25 protein-coding genes are annotated in these 21,693 nt (G+C 41.8%); 2 read left to right on the forward strand and 23 right to left on the reverse strand.

The window, feature by feature from the left end; translation table 11 throughout:
• Positions 1-10: 10 nt before the first annotated feature.
• The 9 genes from trmD to smc all read right to left on the reverse strand — a co-directional run bounded on the left by trmD (position 11) and on the right by smc (position 8,696).
• Complete coding sequence (gene trmD, locus FPV17_RS12700; RefSeq protein ID WP_035396936.1) at positions 11-751, reverse strand: tRNA (guanosine(37)-N1)-methyltransferase TrmD; 741 nt, start codon at positions 749-751, stop codon at positions 11-13.
• Positions 748-1,269 (reverse strand): ribosome maturation factor RimM, encoded by a 522-nt coding sequence (gene rimM, locus FPV17_RS12705; protein ID WP_035396935.1) that lies wholly within the window; start codon positions 1,267-1,269, stop codon positions 748-750. Before rimM ends, trmD begins: the two co-directional genes overlap by 4 nt.
• Positions 1,266-1,676, reverse strand: a complete 411-nt coding sequence (locus FPV17_RS12710; RefSeq protein WP_035396934.1) for a YlqD family protein — start codon at positions 1,674-1,676, stop codon at positions 1,266-1,268. Before FPV17_RS12710 ends, rimM begins: the two co-directional genes overlap by 4 nt.
• 48 nt (positions 1,677-1,724) lie before the next feature.
• Complete coding sequence (locus FPV17_RS12715) at positions 1,725-1,952, reverse strand: KH domain-containing protein (RefSeq protein ID WP_035396933.1); 228 nt, start codon at positions 1,950-1,952, stop codon at positions 1,725-1,727.
• A gap of 24 nt (positions 1,953-1,976) precedes the next feature.
• Positions 1,977-2,249 carry a 30S ribosomal protein S16 gene (gene rpsP, locus FPV17_RS12720; protein WP_035396932.1) on the reverse strand — a complete coding sequence of 91 codons (273 nt, stop codon included), beginning with the start codon at positions 2,247-2,249 and terminating at the stop codon, positions 1,977-1,979.
• 90 nt (positions 2,250-2,339) lie between these two features.
• The gene (gene ffh, locus FPV17_RS12725; RefSeq protein WP_144559184.1) at positions 2,340-3,695 is read right to left on the reverse strand and encodes a signal recognition particle protein; all 1,356 of its coding nucleotides are present in this window, start codon (positions 3,693-3,695) and stop codon (positions 2,340-2,342) included.
• Positions 3,696-3,714: 19 nt separating this feature from the next.
• Positions 3,715-4,044, reverse strand: coding sequence for a putative DNA-binding protein (locus FPV17_RS12730; protein WP_144559185.1), 330 nt, complete (start codon positions 4,042-4,044; stop codon positions 3,715-3,717).
• A gap of 93 nt (positions 4,045-4,137) precedes the next feature.
• Positions 4,138-5,124: a signal recognition particle-docking protein FtsY gene (gene ftsY, locus FPV17_RS12735; RefSeq protein WP_144559186.1), complete on the reverse strand. Its 987-nt coding sequence runs from the start codon at positions 5,122-5,124 to the stop codon at positions 4,138-4,140.
• Between the two features lie 8 nt (positions 5,125-5,132).
• Positions 5,133-8,696: a chromosome segregation protein SMC gene (gene smc, locus FPV17_RS12740; protein WP_035396931.1), complete on the reverse strand. Its 3,564-nt coding sequence runs from the start codon at positions 8,694-8,696 to the stop codon at positions 5,133-5,135.
• A 164-nt stretch (positions 8,697-8,860) separates the two neighbouring features.
• Here smc and FPV17_RS12745 point away from each other — a divergent pair, with 164 nt between their 5' ends.
• A complete protein-coding gene (locus FPV17_RS12745) occupies positions 8,861-9,085 on the forward strand; it encodes a DUF1128 family protein (RefSeq protein ID WP_052008161.1) in 225 nt (74 codons plus the stop codon).
• A gap of 39 nt (positions 9,086-9,124) precedes the next feature.
• Here the strand turns inward: FPV17_RS12745 and rnc are convergent, their stop codons facing one another.
• The 12 genes from rnc to FPV17_RS12805 all read right to left on the reverse strand — a co-directional run bounded on the left by rnc (position 9,125) and on the right by FPV17_RS12805 (position 20,328).
• Positions 9,125-9,907 (reverse strand): ribonuclease III, encoded by a 783-nt coding sequence (gene rnc, locus FPV17_RS12750; protein WP_144559187.1) that lies wholly within the window; start codon positions 9,905-9,907, stop codon positions 9,125-9,127.
• A 158-nt stretch (positions 9,908-10,065) separates the two neighbouring features.
• On the reverse strand, positions 10,066-10,299 hold the full coding sequence (gene acpP / locus FPV17_RS12755) for an acyl carrier protein (protein WP_035396930.1): 234 nt from the start codon (positions 10,297-10,299) through the stop codon (positions 10,066-10,068).
• A gap of 74 nt (positions 10,300-10,373) precedes the next feature.
• Positions 10,374-11,117: a 3-oxoacyl-[acyl-carrier-protein] reductase gene (fabG, locus tag FPV17_RS12760; RefSeq protein ID WP_035396929.1), complete on the reverse strand. Its 744-nt coding sequence runs from the start codon at positions 11,115-11,117 to the stop codon at positions 10,374-10,376.
• A gap of 2 nt (positions 11,118-11,119) precedes the next feature.
• Complete coding sequence (gene fabD / locus FPV17_RS12765; RefSeq protein WP_035396928.1) at positions 11,120-12,061, reverse strand: ACP S-malonyltransferase; 942 nt, start codon at positions 12,059-12,061, stop codon at positions 11,120-11,122.
• A complete protein-coding gene (gene plsX / locus FPV17_RS12770; protein WP_035396927.1) occupies positions 12,054-13,058 on the reverse strand; it encodes a phosphate acyltransferase PlsX in 1,005 nt (334 codons plus the stop codon). Before plsX ends, fabD begins: the two co-directional genes overlap by 8 nt.
• Before the next feature lie 2 nt (positions 13,059-13,060).
• Positions 13,061-13,633, reverse strand: a complete 573-nt coding sequence (gene fapR, locus FPV17_RS12775) for a transcription factor FapR (RefSeq protein WP_035396926.1) — start codon at positions 13,631-13,633, stop codon at positions 13,061-13,063.
• A gap of 88 nt (positions 13,634-13,721) precedes the next feature.
• Positions 13,722-15,767 carry an ATP-dependent DNA helicase RecG gene (gene recG, locus FPV17_RS12780; RefSeq protein ID WP_144559188.1) on the reverse strand — a complete coding sequence of 682 codons (2,046 nt, stop codon included), beginning with the start codon at positions 15,765-15,767 and terminating at the stop codon, positions 13,722-13,724.
• Positions 15,764-16,654 (reverse strand): L-serine ammonia-lyase, iron-sulfur-dependent, subunit alpha, encoded by an 891-nt coding sequence (gene sdaAA, locus FPV17_RS12785; RefSeq protein WP_035396925.1) that lies wholly within the window; start codon positions 16,652-16,654, stop codon positions 15,764-15,766. Before sdaAA ends, recG begins: the two co-directional genes overlap by 4 nt.
• Positions 16,655-16,666: 12 nt before the next feature.
• The gene (gene sdaAB / locus FPV17_RS12790) at positions 16,667-17,329 is read right to left on the reverse strand and encodes an L-serine ammonia-lyase, iron-sulfur-dependent subunit beta (protein WP_035396924.1); all 663 of its coding nucleotides are present in this window, start codon (positions 17,327-17,329) and stop codon (positions 16,667-16,669) included.
• A gap of 61 nt (positions 17,330-17,390) precedes the next feature.
• Positions 17,391-18,251 (reverse strand): DegV family protein, encoded by an 861-nt coding sequence (gene fakB / locus FPV17_RS12795; RefSeq protein WP_035396923.1) that lies wholly within the window; start codon positions 18,249-18,251, stop codon positions 17,391-17,393.
• Positions 18,252-18,271: 20 nt separating this feature from the next.
• Positions 18,272-19,909, reverse strand: coding sequence for a DAK2 domain-containing protein (gene fakA, locus FPV17_RS12800; RefSeq protein WP_144560486.1), 1,638 nt, complete (start codon positions 19,907-19,909; stop codon positions 18,272-18,274).
• A gap of 56 nt (positions 19,910-19,965) precedes the next feature.
• Positions 19,966-20,328 (reverse strand): Asp23/Gls24 family envelope stress response protein, encoded by a 363-nt coding sequence (locus FPV17_RS12805; RefSeq protein ID WP_035395148.1) that lies wholly within the window; start codon positions 20,326-20,328, stop codon positions 19,966-19,968.
• A 201-nt stretch (positions 20,329-20,529) separates the two neighbouring features.
• Here FPV17_RS12805 and rpmB point away from each other — a divergent pair, with 201 nt between their 5' ends.
• The gene (rpmB, locus tag FPV17_RS12810; RefSeq protein ID WP_035441949.1) at positions 20,530-20,718 is read left to right on the forward strand and encodes a 50S ribosomal protein L28; all 189 of its coding nucleotides are present in this window, start codon (positions 20,530-20,532) and stop codon (positions 20,716-20,718) included.
• Positions 20,719-20,759: 41 nt separating this feature from the next.
• On the opposite strand, the gene spoVM is transcribed toward rpmB, so the two are convergent.
• The gene (spoVM, locus tag FPV17_RS12815; RefSeq protein WP_035395149.1) at positions 20,760-20,840 is read right to left on the reverse strand and encodes a stage V sporulation protein SpoVM; all 81 of its coding nucleotides are present in this window, start codon (positions 20,838-20,840) and stop codon (positions 20,760-20,762) included.
• A 208-nt stretch (positions 20,841-21,048) separates the two neighbouring features.
• Positions 21,049-21,693 carry a ribulose-phosphate 3-epimerase gene (gene rpe, locus FPV17_RS12820; RefSeq protein ID WP_035395150.1) on the reverse strand — a complete coding sequence of 215 codons (645 nt, stop codon included), beginning with the start codon at positions 21,691-21,693 and terminating at the stop codon, positions 21,049-21,051.

Genomic DNA, 21,693 nt, shown 5'->3' on the forward strand with positions numbered 1-21,693 from the left:
CTCCTTTGTTTTATTGTTTCGTTTCGCTCTTTAACTGTTCAATAAATGCTGCCTCTTCTTTTGTTAGTGCATACCCATTTAATAAATCCGGACGTCGCTTGAACGTTCGGCGCAACGATTCTTCTCTTCGCCACTTCTCAATATTTTCATGATGGCCAGAGCGCAAAACATCCGGAACGGTTAGACCTCGAAATGTAGCTGGCCTTGTATAATGAGGGTGTTCTAACAGCCCAGTAGAATAAGAATCGGTTACCGCAGAATCTTCATTACCAAGCACACCTGGAAGAAGACGTGTAATACTGTCAGCAAGAACCATTGCTGCGAGTTCACCACCAGTAAGAACAAAATCACCAATTGAAATTTCATCTGTAACAAGTGACTCTCGCACCCGCTCATCAAAACCTTCATAATGTCCACAAAGGAAGACGATATGGTCCTCTTGAGAAAATTCTTCTGCTTTTGCTTGTGTAAAACGTTCCCCTTGAGGACATAGGAGTACAATTCTTGGCTTTTTCCCGCCTTGTTCAGTCACATGATCTACTGCATCAAAAATTGGTTGAGGGGTTAGCACCATGCCTGCACCACCGCCATATGGATAATCGTCCACTTTTCGATGTTTATTCGTTGTAAATTCGCGAAAATCAATTGCTTGAAACGTAACGAGTCCTTTTTCCTGAGCTTGTTTTAATATAGATGACCCAAACACACCTGTAAACATTTCTGGAAATAGTGTTAAAATATCTATTTTCATGCATCATCCAGTCCTTCAAGTAGGTGCACCTTGACTGTGCCTTCGTCTATGTTCACTTCTTTAATGACGTCTTCAATGTAAGGAAGCAATAAGTCTTTCTTGCCTTTTCGTTCTACAACCCAGACGTCATTAGCGCCTGTTTCAATAATATCTTTAATGACCCCTAAAGAATGACCGTCTTCATCAACAGCTTGACAACCAATAATTTCATGGTAATAAAACTCGTGTTCTCCAAGCTCGCTTAATTGTTGTTCAGAAACGTATAAATAGTTTCCTTTAAACACTTCCACTTCATTTATGTTCGTATAGCCTTCGAATGTTAATAAGTCAAAATTTTTATGTTTACGATGGCTTTTTACGCTAATCATAGTGCCTCGTTCATCCGGTGAAGATGCAATCTTCAACTGGGAACCAACTGCAAACCGCTCTTCACCAAAATCTGTATTCGATAGCACACGCACTTCTCCACGAACGCCATGTGTGTTTACTAATCTTCCTACATTAAACCAGTTTGTCATGTGTCTCTGTTCTCACTTTCTCTAATCTCATGAACAACACCATCTTTAATAACAATCGTAAGCTCATTTTCAGCAGAAACCCACTTTGCACCAATTTCGACATCAATGAGCACGTCTGCCATTTCAAAGAACAACTCACTTCCTTCTGCCAAATGATTAAGCTGGTCCAATTTAAACTGAATCGATTGTTGTTTTTCTTGACGCCTGTTAATTTCATGATCGAATTTTTCTTTTAATGAAGGACCCATTTGCGAGGATGTTTTCTTTTGCGCATGATGATATTGAAATTCTAGTTGTTTTATCTCACGATCTAGCTGCACCTTTTCTTCTTCAAATGATCGGGACAGTTCAGCTCGTTTCGTCGACGTTAATACATGCTTAACAGACGCTTTTCGAATGCATTTCATCACACATTCCTCCTATGCAAAAAAAGGGTGAGGTTTCCCTCTCCCTTTTCAGTCAGCAATATCGAGTCGCACACGCTCATGTTGTTTGTTCGCAGCATAAAGCACTGAACGAATCGCCTTCGCTGTTCTTCCTTGCTTTCCAATCACTTTTCCCATATCATCTGGATGTACAGAAAGACGCAAGACGGTTGTTCTTTCCTCATGGGCTTCTTCGACTTGCACAGCATCAGGGTAATCCACTAATGATTTCGCAATATGTTCAACCAAAGCTTTCATCCATTTGATCCTCCTCGGGAGTGATTATTTTGCGTTCTTTTCGTTGTGAAGCTTCTCCATAAGACCCGCATTTGAGAACAAGTTACGAACGGTATCAGAAGGTTTTGCACCTTTTAACATCCACTCAAGTGCTTTGTCCTCTTTAATGTTCACTTGTGCTGGTTGAGCGATTGGGTTGTATGTTCCAATCTCTTCAATGAATCGTCCATCACGTGGGAAACGAGAATCTGCAACTACTACACGGTAAAATGGGGCTTTTTTAGATCCCATACGTTTTAATCGAATTTTAACAGCCATTAGCTGTACACCTCCAAATAATATTAAACACAATTTTTAATCATATCATTAATGATACGTTCGGACAAGGTTTTTTTAAATCATTAAGATTTAAAATGGGAGTTTAAACCCACCAAGACCTTTGCCGCGTTTCTTTCCTTTACCTGCCTGCATCCCTGTCATTTGCTTCATCATCTTCTTCATATCTTCAAACTGCTTTAGCAAACGATTCACATCTTGAATGGTTGTACCGCTTCCTTTTGCAATTCGCTTCCGACGACTTCCGTTTATGACAGCGGGATCACGTTTTTCGAGAGGCGTCATTGACTTCACAATCGCTTCCACTCGAACGAGCTGATGTTCATCAACCTTTAAGTCTTTCATACCTTTTTTGTTCATTCCAGGCATCATGCCAAGTAAATCTTCTAAAGGACCCATGCTTTTAACTTGCTCGAGTTGCTCTAGAAAATCATCAAATGTAAAATCCATCGTCCGCAATTTCTTTTCAAGCTCTTTTGCTTTCTCTTCATCTACATTTGTTTGCGCCTTTTCAATTAAAGAGAGTACATCACCCATCCCAAGAATTCGAGACGCCATACGTTCAGGATGAAACGGCTCAAGCTGATCAATCTTTTCACCCATACCAGCAAACTTAATCGGTGTGTTTGTCACAGCTTTAATTGAAATGGCAGCCCCACCACGAGTATCGCCATCGAGCTTTGTTAACACTGCCCCGGTGACATCAAGCTGTTCGTTAAAACTTTCTGCAACGTTCACAGCATCTTGACCGGTCATCGAGTCAACGACAAGCAAGATTTCATCTGGCTTAACCATTTCCTTAATATCGGTGAGCTCTTTCATTAACGTTTCATCAATGTGTAGACGACCTGCCGTATCAAGGATAACATAATCATGATGCTCTTCTTTCGCCTTTTGAACCGCTTGTTTTGCAATTTCAACTGGACTTACTTGATCGCCTAGAGAAAACACAGGCATATCAAGCTGTTTACCAAGGGTTTCGAGCTGTTTAATGGCAGCTGGACGATAAATATCACAGGCCACTAAGAGAGGCTTTCGATTATGGTTTTTACGCAAATGATTCGCAAGCTTTGCAGTGGTTGTTGTTTTACCAGCCCCTTGCAAGCCAACCATCATGACAATCGTTGGTGCCTTAGGCGCTACAGCAATCTTACTTTGTTCAGAGCCCATTAGCGCTGTTAACTCTTCATTAACGACTTTTATCACTTGTTGACCTGGCGTCAGACTTTTCATGACCTCTTGTCCTAGCGCCTTTTCTTTTACACTCGCAATAAACTGCTTCACGACTTTGAAGTTAACATCTGCTTCAAGAAGGGCGAGGCGAACTTCACGCATCATATCTTTAACGTCTTGTTCACTTACTTTCCCTTTTCCGCGGATTTTGGTTAACGTATCTTGCAGGCGTGCGGCGAGTCCTTCAAAAGCCAATCAAATCGCCTCCTACGTCCTAATCAAGTTTCTCTAATTGATCCGTCAGTTCATTCAACAGTTGGCCACGATCGTCTTTTTTTGCATAATCTCGCAACTGAGCAAAAATAGAGCGACGGGCTTCAAACTTCTCTAGCAGACCAAGCTTTGCTTCGTAATCTTCAAGCATTGTTTCTGTTCGTCGAATGTTATCGTAGACCGCTTGGCGACTTACTTCGTATTCATCCGCAATTTCACCAAGCGAATAGTCATCTAAATAGTAACGGGTCATATAGTTTTGCTGTTTCTCCGTTAATAAGGGCTGATAAAAATCAAACAAGTAGTTCATGCGTAACGTTTTATCGAGCATGGTCAAATCTCCTTGTTAAGTCAATTCCCTTTACGTTTAAACATGTTACTACATCAAGCTTCTACTGTCAAGATTTTATCTTAACAACATTTTTTATGCCTCTTTTGTTTCAATCATATCTTTAAATAAACCATATACAAATTGCTCTGCGTTAAACGGTTGTAGATCATCTTTTTGCTCTCCTAAACCAATAAACTTCACAGGTATATCAAGCTCTTGTCTTACCGCAATAACAATTCCACCTTTTGCTGTTCCATCAAGCTTCGTTAATACTAGCCCGGTAACATCTGTTGCTTGTCCAAATGCTTTCGCCTGCGCTAAGGCATTTTGCCCTGTAGTGGCATCAAGTGCGAGCAATACTTCGTGAGGAGCGCCAGGTACTTCTCGCTCAATAACTCGCTTTACTTTTGCTAACTCATTCATTAAGTTTACTTTATTTTGCAATCGTCCCGCCGTATCACAAATAAGTACGTCCGCTTTACGAGACTTTGCCGCTGCTACAGCATCATACATCACCGCCGCTGGATCAGAGCCTGCTTGCTGTTTTATAACAGGAACACCCACTCGTTCCCCCCATACGTCAAGCTGCTCAATCGCACCAGCACGAAACGTATCTCCTGCTGCAAGAACAACAGATTTCCCTTGCGTTTTCAAGTAGTGAGCAAGCTTTCCAATAGACGTCGTTTTACCGACACCATTTACGCCAACAACAAGAATAACCGTTAATTCTTGCTCCTGTATGTTTAAGGTCGTATCATCGCCATCTTTTTCAAGCAATCCAGCTAACTTCTCCGAGATAACCGGCTGGATATCAGCGGTATCTTTAATGTTGCGAAGCTTTACTTCCTCTTTAAGCTCGTCAACCAATTCCATCACATTGGATACACCGACATCAGCACTAATGAGAAGTTCTTCAAGCTCTTCAAAAAAATCTTCATCCACTTTACGATAGCGAGCAACGAGCTCATTCATTTTTCCTGAAAAATTTGTTCTTGTTTTTTCAAGCCCTGTCTTAAACTTATCTGTTACATCGGTGGTTTGTTGTGTCATTTTCTCTTTTAATTTTTTAAAGAAACTCATTGGCTCACCTAACTCTCTAGTAATTGTTTTGATTCCTCTAGTCGAACAGAGACGATTCTCGAAACGCCTGATTCTTCCATCGTTACCCCATATAATACATCCGCGCCTTCCATTGTGCCCTTACGGTGCGTGACGACGATAAATTGAGTTCGAGTCGAAAACTCCCGTAAATACTGAGCAAAACGGCTGACATTCGCTTCGTCTAAAGCTGCTTCTACTTCGTCAAGAACACAGAATGGAACTGGACGAACTTGCAAGATTGCAAACAACAAAGCAATTGCGGTTAATGCCCGCTCTCCACCTGAAAGCAAGCCGAGCTGCTGCTTTTTCTTCCCAGGAGGTCGTGCAACAATATCGATCCCCGTTGTTAACGGTGCACTTGGGTCTGTTAAAACCAAGTCTGCGTCCCCGCCACCAAATAATTTCACGAACACTTCTTGGAAATGCGTACGAATACTTACAAAAGTGGCCATAAACCGCTTGCTCATTTCCTCATCCATTTCGTCAATTGCTTGGTCAAGAGATTGACGCGCATCAAGAAGATCTGTTTTTTGAGCCGTTAAAAATTGATAGCGTCCATTAATTCGATCATACTCATCAATCGCACCTAAATTAATAACTCCGAGCTCTTCAATGGAGCGCCTTAGTAAAGCTAATTGTTTTCTAGAATCGTCCAATGGTTCTGCTAACGGATACTGTTGTTTTGCACCTTCATAAGACAGCTCATACTCTTCTCGCAAACGATTTAAGCGATAATCTAAATCGACATCGAGTCGGTTCACACGGACTTCTAATGCCTGGCTTTTCGATAAGACGGTTTCAAGTTCTTCTTGATTTCGCTTATTTTCTAACCCTAATCGTTCATACTGTTCGTTATAGAGTCGCTCTTCTTCTTGTAGTGAATGAAGTTGCTGAGAGAGTATCTCTTTTTCAGCGTTTGCATCAGCAATTAAGGTTGTTAACGATTCTTTCGTCATCGTCTGTTCCCCTGAAGTAGAATGCAGAAGTTGATAATTTTCTGTTTCTATTGCTAGAACCCGCTTCACTTCATCAAACTGTTTAGTCGTCTCTGCTAATTGTGTCTGGTGATACGTTAATTGTTGTCTGATTTCAGCACGTGCTACCTTTAATTCCGTTAATTCCGCTTGACCTTTTTCTTTTGCCAGTTGTTCATGATCAAGCTGAAGCTGGAGCTCTTCAATACGCTTTTCTAATTTTTCTGCTTCGGCAGCAGCTCGCTGTTCGCCTACCTCAATTTCCTTCAGACGATGTTTCGTTGCATCGCCTTCTTGCTTTTCACTTGCTTTCAATCGTTCTAGACGCTCATACTCTCGCTTCGATTGAGTCATTTCTAGCTCTTTGTTCTGGTAGCGTTCTCGTACTCGTTCGTACTCCGTTGTTAAGGCTAGTTCTTCTTTTTGCAGCTGTTGAATGTTCTGTTGTTTTTCAACACGAGCTGTTTTTAAATCTGTTACTTGTTTTTCAAGGGATTCAATCGCCTGATCGAGCTGTTTTTTCTTTCCATCCAGTTCTTCTTTTTCACGTTTTCGACTCAACAAAGAAGATTGATTTTGTTTAACACTTCCACCTGTCATCGAACCACCAGGATTCACCACATCTCCATCCAATGTGACGATTCGATAACGGTGGCCCAATTGCTTAGCGATACGGTTTGCAGACGTTAACTCTTCTACAATAATGGTTGTGCCGAGCAAAGATTCAACGATGGGACGATAGGAATCATCAACATGAACAGCTTCAGATGCCAAACGAACAAATCCCGGTTGACCTTTTAAACCATTGGCTACTGCCTCAGGCATTGTACGTGGCTTAATCGTGCTAACAGGAAGGAATGTGGCTCGGCCAGCACGCTTTTCTTTTAAATAGCCAATCGCGGCACGAGCGGCTTGGTCCGTCTCAACTATGACGTGCTGCGCTTGTCCACCTAAAGCAATGTCAATCGCTTTTTCAACTTTTTGTGGTACATGAATTAATTCTGCGACAGCACCAATAACACCTGTTAGGTGCTCTCTCTGTTTTAAGACTTCTTTTACACCGTGGAAAAATCCAGAAAAGTCGTCTTCCATTTCTTGCAACGCTTCTCTTCGTCCATCTACTTTTTGCATCAATTTGTACGCTTCGTAGAGCTTTGTTTCTTTTTTAAATAACGCTTCCTTTGCTTCTTCTTCTGATGCTAGAAGCGTGCGTAACGCATTTTTTTGTTCATCTAGCTGCTGTTTTGTTGACTCCAGCTCGTTTTTCTCAAGAGATAACCCTTGTTCGCCTAATTCAAGAAACTGTTTTACCGTCGCCAATTCGCTTTCACTTTTAGTTGAGAAACGCTGTCTTTGCTCCACTTGTTCCTTTAAATAGCGGCGTTCATTTCGTAAGGAGGCCTGTTCATTTAACCATTCAATATAATCCCCTTTTGCGTCTTCAATATCTGCAGCAATGGTTTCTTTTGATTGAGAAAGGGATTGTTCAATCTTTTGGTAGGCAGAATCAATTTCTTTACTCTTATCCTTTAACGATTGGTAAGTTTTTTCAAGATCGTCTTTCTTTTTAGCCAACTGTTCTTGTTCAGCTTTTTTTTGAATGAGTAACTGCTTGCTCTGTTGTTCATCCTTTTGTTTGCTTCGTTGTTTCTCTTCTAAAATGCCTTTACGGCCTTCATTCTTTTCAAGTTCTTCACTAACTTGAAGGTAGCGTTGCTGAATGGTCGAACTTTTCTCTCGGCTCAAGCGTTGTTTTTGTCGAATCGAATCTAATTCGTCTTCGTTTATTGCAAGCTGTTGGCGTTGTTCTCCAATCATAGCTTTTAGTTTTTTTAGTTCTGCTGTTTGACTCTCCCACTCTGTATGTAAATGAGAAATTTCTTCCGTTGTGACGGCTATATCAAGGTTTTCTTGCTCTTCTTTAAGGCGTGTAAATTCTTTTGCTAATGCCGCCTGTTCCCGAAGAGGCTCAACCTGATCTTCTAATTCATTTAAAATATCGTTTACACGATGCAAATTTTCTTCGGTTTGATTTAACCGCTTTTCTGCTGTTTGCTTCCGGGTTTTATACTTTAATACACCTGCAGCTTCTTCAAAAATCAACCGTCGCTGCTCTGCTTTACTACTTAATATTTCTTCAATCTTCCCTTGACCGATAATGGAATAGGCTTCTCGTCCTAACCCAGAGTCAAGAAATAAATCGGTGACATCTTTTAAGCGACAGATTGTTCCATTTAATAAATATTCACTATCTCCAGACCGATATAGTCTGCGAGTCACTCGCACTTCACTATAATCAATTGCTAAATGCTCGTCTTCGTTATCTAATATAAGAGATACTTCCGCCACATTCACTGCTTTTCGTGTGTCGCTCCCTGCAAAAATAACATCTTCCATTTTCGCTCCACGCAGCGATCGTGCGCTTTGCTCGCCTAATACCCAGCGAATCCCATCGGAAATATTACTTTTTCCACTTCCGTTTGGTCCGACAACGGCCGTTACACCTTGGTCAAAATCAACTTGTATAGGCTCGCCAAAAGATTTAAATCCTTTGACTTCTATCCGTTTAAGGAACATAAACTTCCCTGCTTTCTTACTCAATACTAACTTGTTTGATTCACAATGAACCACCCTATTTTATCACATAAAGAACCTCTCGTAATCCAGAAAACCAATTCGTAGTTTTGTTTATAGAGAAAACATGGTATCGTAAGTTTATTCTTACTAAGGAGGACAATTCTATGAGTCAATCTCTGTCTATAGATGAAGTCGAGGCTTTACTGAATGATATGAAAAAGAAGTTAAACATTGTAAATGCTAGCGTCATTAAAGCAGACGCTGTTAATGATCGTAAACACCAAGATCTACTTGCCTTACATACGCACGTCATGAGACAACCATCTTTTTCCATCAGCGAACTAGATGAAATTGTTCAAGAGCTTGGACAACTTCGGGAAGAAGAATAAAAGAAAGCTAGAAAAAAGGAGCCGTGCCGCTTCTTTTCTCTAGCTTTTTTTCCAATTGAGCGCATCTAACGCTTGCTTTGCCGCTAACTGTTCCGCTTCTTTTTTTGAGCGACCTGTACCACTTCCGATCGTCTCATCATTTAATCGGACATTCGATACAAACTCACGATCATGAGCTGGTCCACGTTCTTGGACGATTTGGTATTTAATCTGCCCCCGATTATCTCGCTGTACAAACTCTTGAAGCTGGCTCTTGAAATCCATTTTATGGGTGAAGGCACCTTCTTTTATTTTCGGGTACATAAATCGTGACAGAAATAAGAAAACGGCATCTAGCCCTTGATCTAGATACAAGGCTCCGATAAACGCTTCAAATACGTCAGCGAGTAGCGCCGGCCTCGTTCTACCACCAGTAACTTCTTCTCCTTTTCCAAGCAACACGAGCTGACCAAAGTGCAGCTCTTCTGCAAACATGGCGAGAGACGGTTCACAAACAATCGAAGCACGCAGCTTCGTCATATCTCCTTCACTCATTGATTTATATGTTTTAAATAAATACTGTGAAACAGCAAGTTCTAGTACAGCGTCGCCAAGAAACTCCAGCCGTTCATTATCTGATGATGAGAATATACGTTGCTCATTCACATAGGAGGAATGAGTAAATGCTTGAATCAACAGTTTGCGATTTTCAAATGTTAATGACGTTCGCACGAGTAAATCATCAAACTGACGTTTCTGAGCTTCTGTCAGTTCTAAACGGCGCTGTGTTCGTTTTCGATCATTTGACCTTGGTTTTCTTTGAAATTTAGATGGTTGTACCATACACTTACCTCCAGATGCTGGAGCTCAAAAAGTAAAAAGAGTTCGTTCTTCTTATTTCTTTCTCCTGTCATCATTTTAACAGATTCTTGCTGTTCTTTATATGTAAAGATGTGTTAAAGAGCCCTAACAGGTTCGCTGAAAGGGCTCTTTTCAATCGGTTATGCGTTGTTATTTATGTAATCGACAACATCCTTAACCGTTGCAATTTTTTCTGCGTCTTCATCAGCAATTTCCATGTCGAACTCATCTTCAAGCTCCATTACAAGCTCCACCACATCAAGTGAGTCAGCTTTAAGATCGTCTTTAAAAGATGCCTCAAGCGTTACTTCTGATTCTTCTACACCTAAACGGTCAACGACGATTTTCGTTACGCGCTCCATTACGTCAGCCACACTAGTCACCTCCTTTCAAAAGTACTGGCAAAGTAAAATTGTACTGACACAAGCCGTACGTGTCAAGTAGCCTTTTACGGCATTGCCATTCCACCATCTACGTGAAGGGTTTGTCCAGTCATGTACTTGGCATCTTCACTCGCTAAAAAGCGAACAACACGAGCAACATCGTCTGGTTCCCCTAACGTACCTAACGGAATTTGACCAAGTAACGCCTCTTTTGAGTCGCCACTTAACTCATCGGTCATATCCGTCGTAATAAAGCCTGGCGCAACGGCATTTACTAAAATATTTCTAGATGCAAACTCTTTCGCTAGTGTTTTTGTCAAGCCAATAACTCCAGCTTTAGCTGCAACGTAATTGGCTTGGCCAGGGTTTCCAAGCACACCAACAACAGATGCGACATTAATAATACGCCCAGAGCGCTGTTTCATCATTTGGCGACTAACGCCCTTTGCACAAAGAAATACACCTTTTAAATTTATATCTAGCACATCGTCCCAATCTGATTCTTTCATCCGCATCACTAAATTGTCTTTTGTTATACCAGCGTTATTCACTAGAATGTCAACAGAACCAAAACGATCAACCGTTTCTTTTATCATGGTCTTTACTTCATCTTCATTGGCAACGTTTGTTTGTATCGCGACTGCCTCTTGACCAATTGCTTTAATCTCACTAACAACTTCTTCAGCTTTCGCTTGATTTCCTGCATAATTTACAATGATATTGGCGCCGTTTTTCGCCAATTCGAGCGCTATCGCTCTACCGATCCCTCTTGATGCACCGGTAACAATCGCTGTTTTTCCAGTAAACATGACTATTCCCCTTTCAATATCCCCAATACTTTGTCGAAGGAAGCTTGATCCTGAACAGCATGGGCTTGTACTTGGCGGTTGATTTTTTTCACAAGACCCGTCAACACGTTGCCTGGACCAATTTCAATAAATGTATCCACACCTAACTCAATCATACGGTTGACACTTTCTTCAAATCGAACAGGTGAATAAAGCTGTTCTGCTAAAAGCGCTCGAATCACTTCAGGAGCGTGTACCTCATCTGCCGTTACGTTCGCAATAACTGGAACCATTGGCATTGTAATCGTTGCACTATGTAATTCACTTTCGAATTGTTCTGAGGCTGGCTTCATTAGAGCAGAATGAAATGGTCCACTAACAGCAAGAGGCAACGCTCGTCTGGCTCCTTTTTCTTTTGCCAAAGCGCTTGCTTGCTCAATGCCTGTCGCTGTACCAGATAAGACTATTTGACCTGGACAGTTTAAATTTGCAACGTTCACAACGTTACCCGCTGACGTCACTTCCTCACATATAGACTGAAGAGTCTCTTGATCCAGTCCTAGAACGGCAACCATAGCTCCTTGACCATTTGGTACCGCTTGTTCCATCAAAGTGCCCCGCTTATGTACAAGACTGACCGCCTCTGCAAAGGGCAACGCTTCACTTGCTACAAGAGCTGAATATTCGCCTAAACTATGACCAGCAACATAGTCTGGCTGAATGCCTTCCTTTTTAAATAATTGCAACAAGGCCGTACTCATTGTCACAAGCGCAGGCTGTGCATATGCTGTTTGCTTTAACGTATCTTCTGGTCCTTCTTTCATTAACTCACTAATTGAAAAGCCTAAAGCCGTATCCGCTTCTTTTACAACGGCTGACGCTTTCTCATTTGTCGCGAAATAATCTGTACCCATTCCGACTTTTTGGGAACCTTGACCAGGAAACAAAAACGCCACTTTACTCATTTTCCTGCCTCCTATTTAATAATAAATTGGCTTCAATGACAGCGACTACGTCTTGGTCTACCATCTCTTTTGCCTGACGAATAGCATGAAAGAATGCATTTGCATCTGAAGAACCATGTGCTTTAATTACCGGTGCTTTTAAGCCAAATAAACCTGCACCACCGTACTCCGAGTAATCCATTTTCTTTTTTAAGCCAGTGAGCTTCGGTTTAAGCATTCCTGCCGCTAGCTTCGCTGAAATCGAACTAGTGAGCTCGGTTTTCAACATAGAAAACAGCATTTTAGCTGTTCCTTCTATTGTTTTTAAAACAAGATTACCGGAAAAGCCGTCACAAACGACAACATCGCAGACACCGTCGAGCAAGTCTCTTGCTTCCACGTTCCCGACAAAATGCAATGTGCTCTCCTCTAATAAACGGTAGGCTTCTTTTGTTAGCTCTGTTCCTTTTCCTGCCTCCGTGCCTACATTTAATAAGCCAATTCTTGGTTTTTTTACTTGATGGATTTTTTGCATATACGCATCACCAATTACTGCATACTGAAGAAGATGTTCTGCTTTTGCATCCATATTGGCTCCAACATCAAGCAATAAGAACCCATTCCCGTCCTTTGTCGGCAACATTGGTGACAAAGCTGGTCGATCAATTCCTTTCTGTCGTCCAACGTAAAGCAAGCCTGCCGTCATAAGTGCGCCTGTATTCCCAGAAGAAATGCACGCATCTGCATTTTGAGATTTCACTTCATTTACAGCTAGCACCATTGAGGCATCTTTTTTTCGTCTAACGGCCGTTGTAGGCTTATCTGTATCTAGAATAGATTCCACAGTATGAACCATCGCTATTCTGTTGTCAGAATCAGCCAGCAACGGCTTCATCTTCGTTTCATCACCGATTAATGTAATTTGAAGATCCGTAAACTCTTTTACAGCACGAACCGCCGCTTCTACTTGTGCATGTGGCGCATGATCGCCGCCCATTGCGTCAATTGCAATTTTCATGATCAACCGCCCTCTTCTTCTGTGTCATGTTGCTTAAACATGACAAAGTCACCGTCAAATACAATTTCTTGATTCACTTTACTTGTAACCGTCACTTTTGTTCGATCCCCATGGGTGTCAACAACTTCAGCCTTTGCAATGACACGCTCTCCAAGATGTACAGGTCGTTTAAAGTGAATATCTGCCTTCGCCGTCAAAACCAGCTCATTGTCCATTAAAGCAACTGCGAGAGAATTCGCTTGTGCAAATAAATGATGACCACGAGCAATTCCGTTGCGAGCAAATACATGCTCTTCGTTTACTTCAAACATAGAAATCGCTTGTTTTTCAAGGACAAGATCAATAATTTCTCCAATGACTTCATCAGGTGAAAGCGAGATAACCGTATCTCGGTGCTGATAAGCTACGTCTTTAATCCGTTCTCTTAGTTCAGGTATATTCTTTTCCATCCGGTCTAAACGAATGGTCTGTATACTAACGGAAAAATGCTCAGACAGTGCTTCATCTGTCATAAATGGATTTTCGTTTAACAATTTGCTTAATTGTAGTTGTCGTTCTTTTTTCTTTAATCGCATCGTTTGCTTCTCCATCCGTTTATCTACCATTCGTTTTATGACTAGGTACTAAGACTAGTATAAAGTTCTTTGATCAAACCTTCAAGGGTTAATCAATTTTTTCTCCTTCATATGCGCCAATTTCTTTTAAATAGAGGGCTAAATGCGCATACTCTTCATCATTCTCAAGAACATTTGACGAAATAATGACATCGGCATCTTGTCGAGCGGTTTCTAGCGTTCGATAATCATGGACAACATCCGCAAGCTTGAAATCTGGCAAGCCACTTTGTTTTGAGCCAAAGAAATCACCTGGTCCACGTAATTCCAAATCACGTTCAGATAGTACGAAACCATCGGTTGTTTCAGTCATGATGCGCATCCGTTCCTTACCGACTTCTGATTTAGGCTTTGCTACTAATATACATGTCGATTGCGCGTCTCCACGCCCTACTCTACCCCGTAACTGGTGCAATTGCGCTAAACCGAAACGATCCGCATCATAGATCACCATGACGGTTGCATTCGGAACGTTTACACCAACTTCAACAACCGTTGTAGACACAAGGAGCTGTGTGTCATTTTTCGCAAAGGCATTCATTACGTCCTCTTTTTCCGCAGCTGATAAACGTCCATGCATTAATCCGACCTGAATGTCCCCTTGATAATGGTTTGTAAGCATCGTATAAAGATCAATGGCATTTTGTACGTCAAGTTTTTCTGACTCTTCAATAAGCGGACTAATGACGTACGCTTGATGTCCGGCCTTCACCTCTTTTTCAATAAATCCAAGCACTCGCTCAAACAAATCGTGGGTCACCCAATACGTCTCAATCGGTTTACGCCCTGCTGGCAACTCATTAAGCACCGATACATCCATATCACCAAACACCGAAATGGCCAATGTTCTTGGTATGGGTGTCGCAGTCATAAACAATACGTCCGGACTTTCCCCTTTATTTCGTAACACTCGTCTTTGCTCGACGCCGAAACGATGTTGTTCATCGGTGATAACGAAACCAAGGTTTTGAAAAAAAACGTCCTCTTGAATTAATGCATGTGTTCCTACGACAATGTCTACTTCTCCTGCAGCAATTTTCTCAAGTAGCACTGTCCGCTTCTTCCCCTTCACAGAGCCAGCTAAGAGCGCAACAGATAAACCTAGAGGTTCAAACCAATCGGCTAACGATTTTGCATGCTGTTCTGCTAAGATTTCTGTTGGTGCCATTAGAGCGCTTTGAGCTCCTGCTTTTACAACCGCGTACATACAGGCAGCTGCAACAGCTGTTTTTCCAGAACCCACATCCCCTTGAAGCAGCCGGTTCATTCGATAAGGAGAAGAGATATCTGCTAAAATATCGTCAACTGCTCGGTTTTGTGCACCTGTTAATGTGAATGGCAATTGGGCAAAAAACGAATCTAGTTGATTCCGCCCTACAATCAGCTGCCTACCTGATTGCAATTCACGATTTTGCTGCTTAAATACTCGCATTCGAAGCTGGAAGTAAAGCAACTCTTCATAAACGTAGCGTCTTCTCGCTTGTTTAACCAAATCCGGATGAAGTGGATTATGGAGATGACGTATGGTTTCTGTTTTATTTAATAGTTTATACCGTTCTCTTATTGTTGCAGGAAGAGGTTCTACAATCTGGTTGGCATACATCTCTAGCGCCACTTTTATCCAGCGTTGCAGCTGTTTACTTGAAATGGTGCTTGTTGCATGGTAAACAGGCTCAACATTGCCTTGCCGCTCGATTTCACCAAACTTCAGTTCACTTCCGGTAATTGTTAGTCGATGGGCATCCCATTTCCCTGTTACCGTCACTGTACTGCCAAGTTTAATTTTTGTTTTTAAGAAGGCTCGATTGAAAAAAATTACCTGAACGAGCACACCATCAACAACCATTCGAAAGCTTAATCGATTTTTCTTCTTACCGAAATAGCGGATAGAAGGCTCATTTTGAATGGTTCCTATCATCGTCACTCGGTCTTCGTGAGCCACGTCTCCTGGAGATTTAAGGGAATAATCTTCATAGCGAAATGGAAAAAACTCTAAAAGGTCTTGGACGGTATTGATCCCAAGACCTCCTAACGCCTTAGCGCTTTCCTCGCCAATGCCTTTTACTGTATCTACACGTAACTGAGACAGATTCACTTTGTACGCTCAGCTGTCTTTCCAAAAACAGCTGCCTCCAATCGACGTCCAGTAGGTGTCGCAGCAAGTCCACCTTCACCTGTTTCTCGCAATGATTCTGGCATCGTCTGACCAATTCGGTACATTGCTTCAATCACTTCATCACATGGAATTCTACTTTCAATTCCAGCAAGAGCCATATCTGCAGCCGTAATCGCTAGAGAAGCACCTGCGGCATTTCGCTTAACACAGGGTACTTCAACAAGTCCGGCAACAGGATCACATACAAGACCGAGCATATTTTTTAGTGCAATTGCCATCGCATGAGCAGATTGCTTTGGTGTACCACCTGCAAGTTCTACTAAAGCAGCTGCCGCCATTCCTGTTGCGGAACCTACTTCCGCTTGACAGCCTCCAGCTGCTCCTGAAATAGATGCATTATTCGCGACAACAAACCCAAGAGCTCCGCTCGTAAAGAGAAAAGCAAGTTTTTCTTCTTCAGACGGATTTAATTTTGCTTCTACACCAAATAGCACACCTGGAACCACGCCGGCAGACCCAGCAGTTGGCGTCGCACAAATTGTCCCCATGGCAGCATTGACTTCATTTGTCGCCATGGCATTCGCTACTGCTAGCAGGGTTGTTTCTCCACCAATCATGTTTCCTTTACGAATGTATGCAGCGAGTTTTTTACCATCGCCGCCTGTTAAACCGGAAACAGAAACGACATCTTCTTCGATCCCTCGTTTAACAGCCGCTTCCATCGTGGCTAAGTTGATGCGCATTTTATTTAGGATTTCTTCACGGGATTTACCTGTAACATCCATCTCTTGATGAATCATTACTTCTGAAATTGAGCACTGTTTTTCTTCCGTTAATGCTAGCAGTTCTGACACATTTCGAAACATCCTTATCCCTCCTTAGTCGTGTATTTTTGTCACATGGGTAATATGAGGTAAGTTCTCTAATGGTTCCAATATGGATTCGTCCACATTTTGATCTACTTCTATAACCATGAGCGCTTGCTCACCTTTTTCCTTCCGAGACACTTCCATATGCCCGATATTTAGCTGATGTTTTGCTAATAAATTACTAACAGCAGCAATAACACCGTACCGATCTTGATGAACAACGAGAATGGCAGGATGATTCCCTGATAACCGAAGAACAAAGCCGTTCAATTCAATAATTTCAATTTTCCCTCCACCAATGGACACACCTACAAGTTCAAACGTCTCTTTTCCTTTATATAGTTTGATTCGAACTGTATTTGGATGGTGATCAATAGCACCTTCTTCAAAAATAGAAATCGTCAACTTGGCTTTTTCGGCTTCTTCGTACGCTTGGCGGATTCGTTCATCATCCGTTTCATAATCAAGCAATCCCCCAATAACAGCAACGTCGGTTCCATGACCTTTATACGTTTTCGCAAATGAGCCATAAAAATGTAAGTCGGCATGATCCGGCAATTGACCAAACAGCGTTCGTGCTACTTTTCCGATACGCGCAGCGCCTGCTGTATGTGAACTGGACGGACCAATCATAACTGGACCTATAATATCAAATACCGTTCTATACTTCATCGTTTCGCCTCCAACAAAGAACCAAAAAGGTTGCCATCAATGACAGTTGGCAACCTTTTTGTTACTTAGAATCTACTTTTGTCATTGATAAGGAAACCGTTCCTGGCCCGACATGCGCACCAATAACCGCACCGATCTCTGTTATGACCAGCGAATCAACGGTAAAAGCTTGTTTAATTTCCTCCGCTAATTTTTGCGCAAGCTCTTCATTAACTGCATGTGATATTCCTACTTGAACAGACTCGTTTCCAAATTGCTCTTGCAGCAATCCCATCATACGAGATACTGCTTTTTTCTGTCCCCGCACTTTCTCATGCGGATACACTTCGCCATCTTCGTTTAGTGACAGAATTGGCTTCATTTTTAAAAGCGAGCCTAACAATGCAGACGCCTTCCCAATTCGTCCATTCTTTTGAAGAAATTCAAGCGTATCCACCATAAAATAAACATTGGTATCGTTCAGCATTTGCTCTAAACGGGCTTGACACGTTGCAAGGTCAGCGCCTTGAGCTGCCAATCTGGCAACCTCTACAACGATAATACCAATGGCATATGAAGCACGCTTAGAGTTGCATACGTGGATCGTTAGTTCATTTGCTAGAGCATCCTTAGCAATTAACGCGGCTTGCACCGTCCCACTTAATTGAGCCGATAGATGAATAGACAAAATAGCCGCTGTGTCATCTTCTGCAATGGAGCGATACAAATCTTCAAATTGCTGTGGTGACGGCTGTGATGTTTTCGGCATGACGTCTGTTTCTTTTAAACGCTTATAAAAATCACGAGGCTGAAGGGTCACGCCGTCTTCAAATTGCTCATCACCAAAATGGACATTTAACGGAATCACCGAAATATTTAGTTCGTCAACAAGAGCGTTTGGAATATCCGCTGTTGAGTCAGTCACAACTTTCACTTTCGCCATTGAACGTTCCTCCTCATTCATTATTCAACAGAAAAGATATAAGAATATAGAGGCTGTCCACCTTCAACGACATCAATCTCTACATCCTCTGCATGCGTTTGAAGATAAGCTTCTAGTTGTTCTGTTACTTCTTTACTTGAACCTTCCCCAGTAATAATCGTAACGACTTCAGAATCGTCGTCGACCATTTCACTAAGGAGATTCTTTGCTGTTTTTACTACATCTTGACCATTTGCAACGATTTTCTTATTAAAAATGCCCATAAAATCGCCTTTTTTAATGGATTGACCATCCATTTCCGTATCACGAACAGCATAGGTCACTTCACCAGTCTTAACATCCTTCATAGCTGCTTCCATTGCCGCTGCATTTTCTTCAATTTCACGACTTGGATTAAACGCAAGTAAAGCAGCTAACCCTTGAGGAACCGTTTTTGTTGGCACAACGACACAATGAACATCGGCCACTTCTGCCGCTTGTTCAGCAGACATGACAATGTTGCTATTGTTAGGCAAGATAATGACATGTTTAGCGTGAACTTCCTTGATGGCTGATACAATGTCTTCTGTACTTGGGTTCATCGTTTGACCGCCTGCAACAACCTCATTTACTCCTAAACCTTTAAAAATCTTTTCAATACCAGCACCGACGGAAACAGCTACCATAGCAAATTCTGCTTGTTCTTTCGGTTTAGAGGCTTTCTCTGATTTTTTCATAGCATGAGAATCAGACAAATTGGACTGCTGTTCGCGCATATTTTCAACTTTCACTTGAACAAGTGAACCAAATGCTTGCGCTTCTGTAACCACTTGCCCAGGGTACTCTGCATGAATGTGTATTTTTAATAGGTCATCATCAGATACAACTAATAATGAATCTCCATACTCACTTAGCTTTGAACGAAACTGATCTTCATCATATGGGTTTTGGGCTAATTGCTCAGCGTCAAACTTCACCATTACTTCTGTACAATAACCAAATTCAATGTCACTCGGATCCATGTCTCCATGACCGTTATGGTGGTGCTCGGCTCGAATGAATTCGTCCATCTTTGGCTCTTGTAAAATCTGAAGGGATTCTCCTCCTGTAAGCGCTTGTAGAAACCCGACATAAATATATAATAAACCTTGTCCACCAGAGTCAACCACACCTACTTCTTTTAAAACAGGAAGCAAATCTGGCGTACGCGCAAGGGATCGTTCACCTTCTTTTATAACCGATGTTAAAAACGGTTCAAACGCTGTTTCTTTTTTCGCTATTTTAACAGCGTGCTTCGCCATCTCTTTTGCAACGGTTAAAATGGTTCCTTCAACAGGCTTCATAACTGCTTTATACGCTGTCTTAACGCCTGCTTCCATTGCGTCAGCGAATTGTTCAGTTGTTAATTCCTTTTTTCCCTCAAGTTCTTTTGAAAACCCGCGAAAGAGTTGCGATAGAATGACACCTGAATTTCCTCTTGCGCCCATTAACAAGCCCTTTGCAAATGCAGCTGCCACTTTACTCGCTTCATCAAGTGATGCTTGACGCACTTCCTTTACCCCTGAGGTAATGGTTAAGTTCATATTCGTACCAGTGTCTCCATCGGGTACAGGAAATACGTTAAGCGAATCCACAACCTCCGCTTTTTTCCCGAGCTCATTTGCCCCTTCTATAAACATGTGCGCAAGCTCTTGACCTTTCAGTTTCCTTGTCACCTTGTCTTCCCCCTTTACTCCTATGGATTCGTGACACGAACCCCTTGTACAAAAATATTAACTGATTCTACATCAAGACCGAGCATTTTTTCCAAATGATATTTTACTTTTGATTGGACGTTATGCGCAACCTCAGATATTTTTGTACCATAACTGACGATAATGTACATATCTATATGAAGTTCATCTCCGTTTTCTCTCGTAATAACACCACGTCTGAAATTTTCTCTACCAAGTAGGTCACTTAATCCATCTTTAAATTGTTTTTGTGAAGCCATTCCGACAATTCCGTAACAATCGATTGCGGCACCTCCTGCAATAGTTGCAACGACATCTTGAGACACATCGATTGTGCCAAACTGAGTTTTCAATTCAATAGTCATGGTTTGCCTCCTTCAATAAAATACAGTGTGCATACGTATCAATATCTTACTATATCACCTACCATTTTAAAAGTCATTTTTTAGTCAAGGAGATTTACTTGTCTTTGCTTATTGCTTTCTGCTGATGGCTATGCTAAGATACTTGGGTGACTAAGTCATCGTGATGAAAAACGAGACTGTTTTTAAGGAGGTGCCACTGACATGGCTCGTGAATGTTATATTACTGGTCGTAAAGCGCGTTCTGGAAACAAGCGCTCTCATGCAATGAATAAAACAAAGCGCCGTTGGGGTGCAAACGTACAGAAAGTTCGTATCATGGTAGATGGAAAACCTAAACGTGTATACGTTTCTGCTCGTGCACTTAAATCCGGAAAAGTAGAACGTGTTTAATCAAAAAAAACGCCTTGCAGTTGCAAAGGCGTTTTTTTTGATTAGTCTTTTTTAAACGAGCCAAGCATAACTCTAACAAACCCTCCCAAAAACTTCGGTAGCTTGATCGTATAGAATTTCATAGATCCTCCTCCTAAAGAGCATTTGAGCCGGCCCTTGCTCTAAAAATGTCGTTCGAGTACACATTACGAATAGATGAAGTTCTGATGCACTTGCTAGAGACCATCGTCTCGCTAGCTCTTTACCAATGCATAGAACTTTTTCTATCACCGAACGTGTCCACCCGTCGTTACTCTAGCGTATGCGGGAGAAAAGGAAATCAGACCTACTTTATCCTCGAATTTCTGCAATCGCTTTCTCATAGTGATCGGCTTGAAAAATAGATGACCCTGCTACTAAAATGGTCGCACCTGCTTCTACGCACGCTTTCGCCGTTTCCACATTGATACCACCGTCCACTTGTATATCGACTGGTAGTTGGTATTCATCAATTAAAGCGCGCAGACGCTTTATATTGTTTAACGTCGTTGGGATAAACGACTGCCCGCCAAATCCAGGATTCACCGTCATCTGAAGTACAAAGTCAACATCTTGAATAACAGGAATAACGACGTCCGCATACGTGCCTGGATTTAAAACAACACCTGCTTTAAGTCCTGCCTGTTTAATAGAGTGAATCGTTTTATGTAAATGATTTGTCGCTTCAACGTGAACGCTTATACAATCTGCTCCCGCTTTAGCAAAATACTCAATTTGATTTTCAGGCGCTTGAACCATCAAATGAACATCAAGCGGCAGGCTTGTTAACGGTCGGATCGCTTCCACCATTTGATGGCCAAACGTAATAGGTGGCACAAATTGGCCATCCATTACATCAATATGAATCCAATCAGCTCCTGCATGTTCTATTTCTTTTACATTCTCACCCATTCTTGAGAAGTCACTAGCTAAAATGGATGGGGCTATTTTTATCAT

It is taken from the genome of Shouchella miscanthi (genome assembly GCF_007725405.1).
Classification (GTDB): Bacteria; Bacillota; Bacilli; order Bacillales; family Bacillaceae_D; genus Shouchella; species Shouchella hunanensis.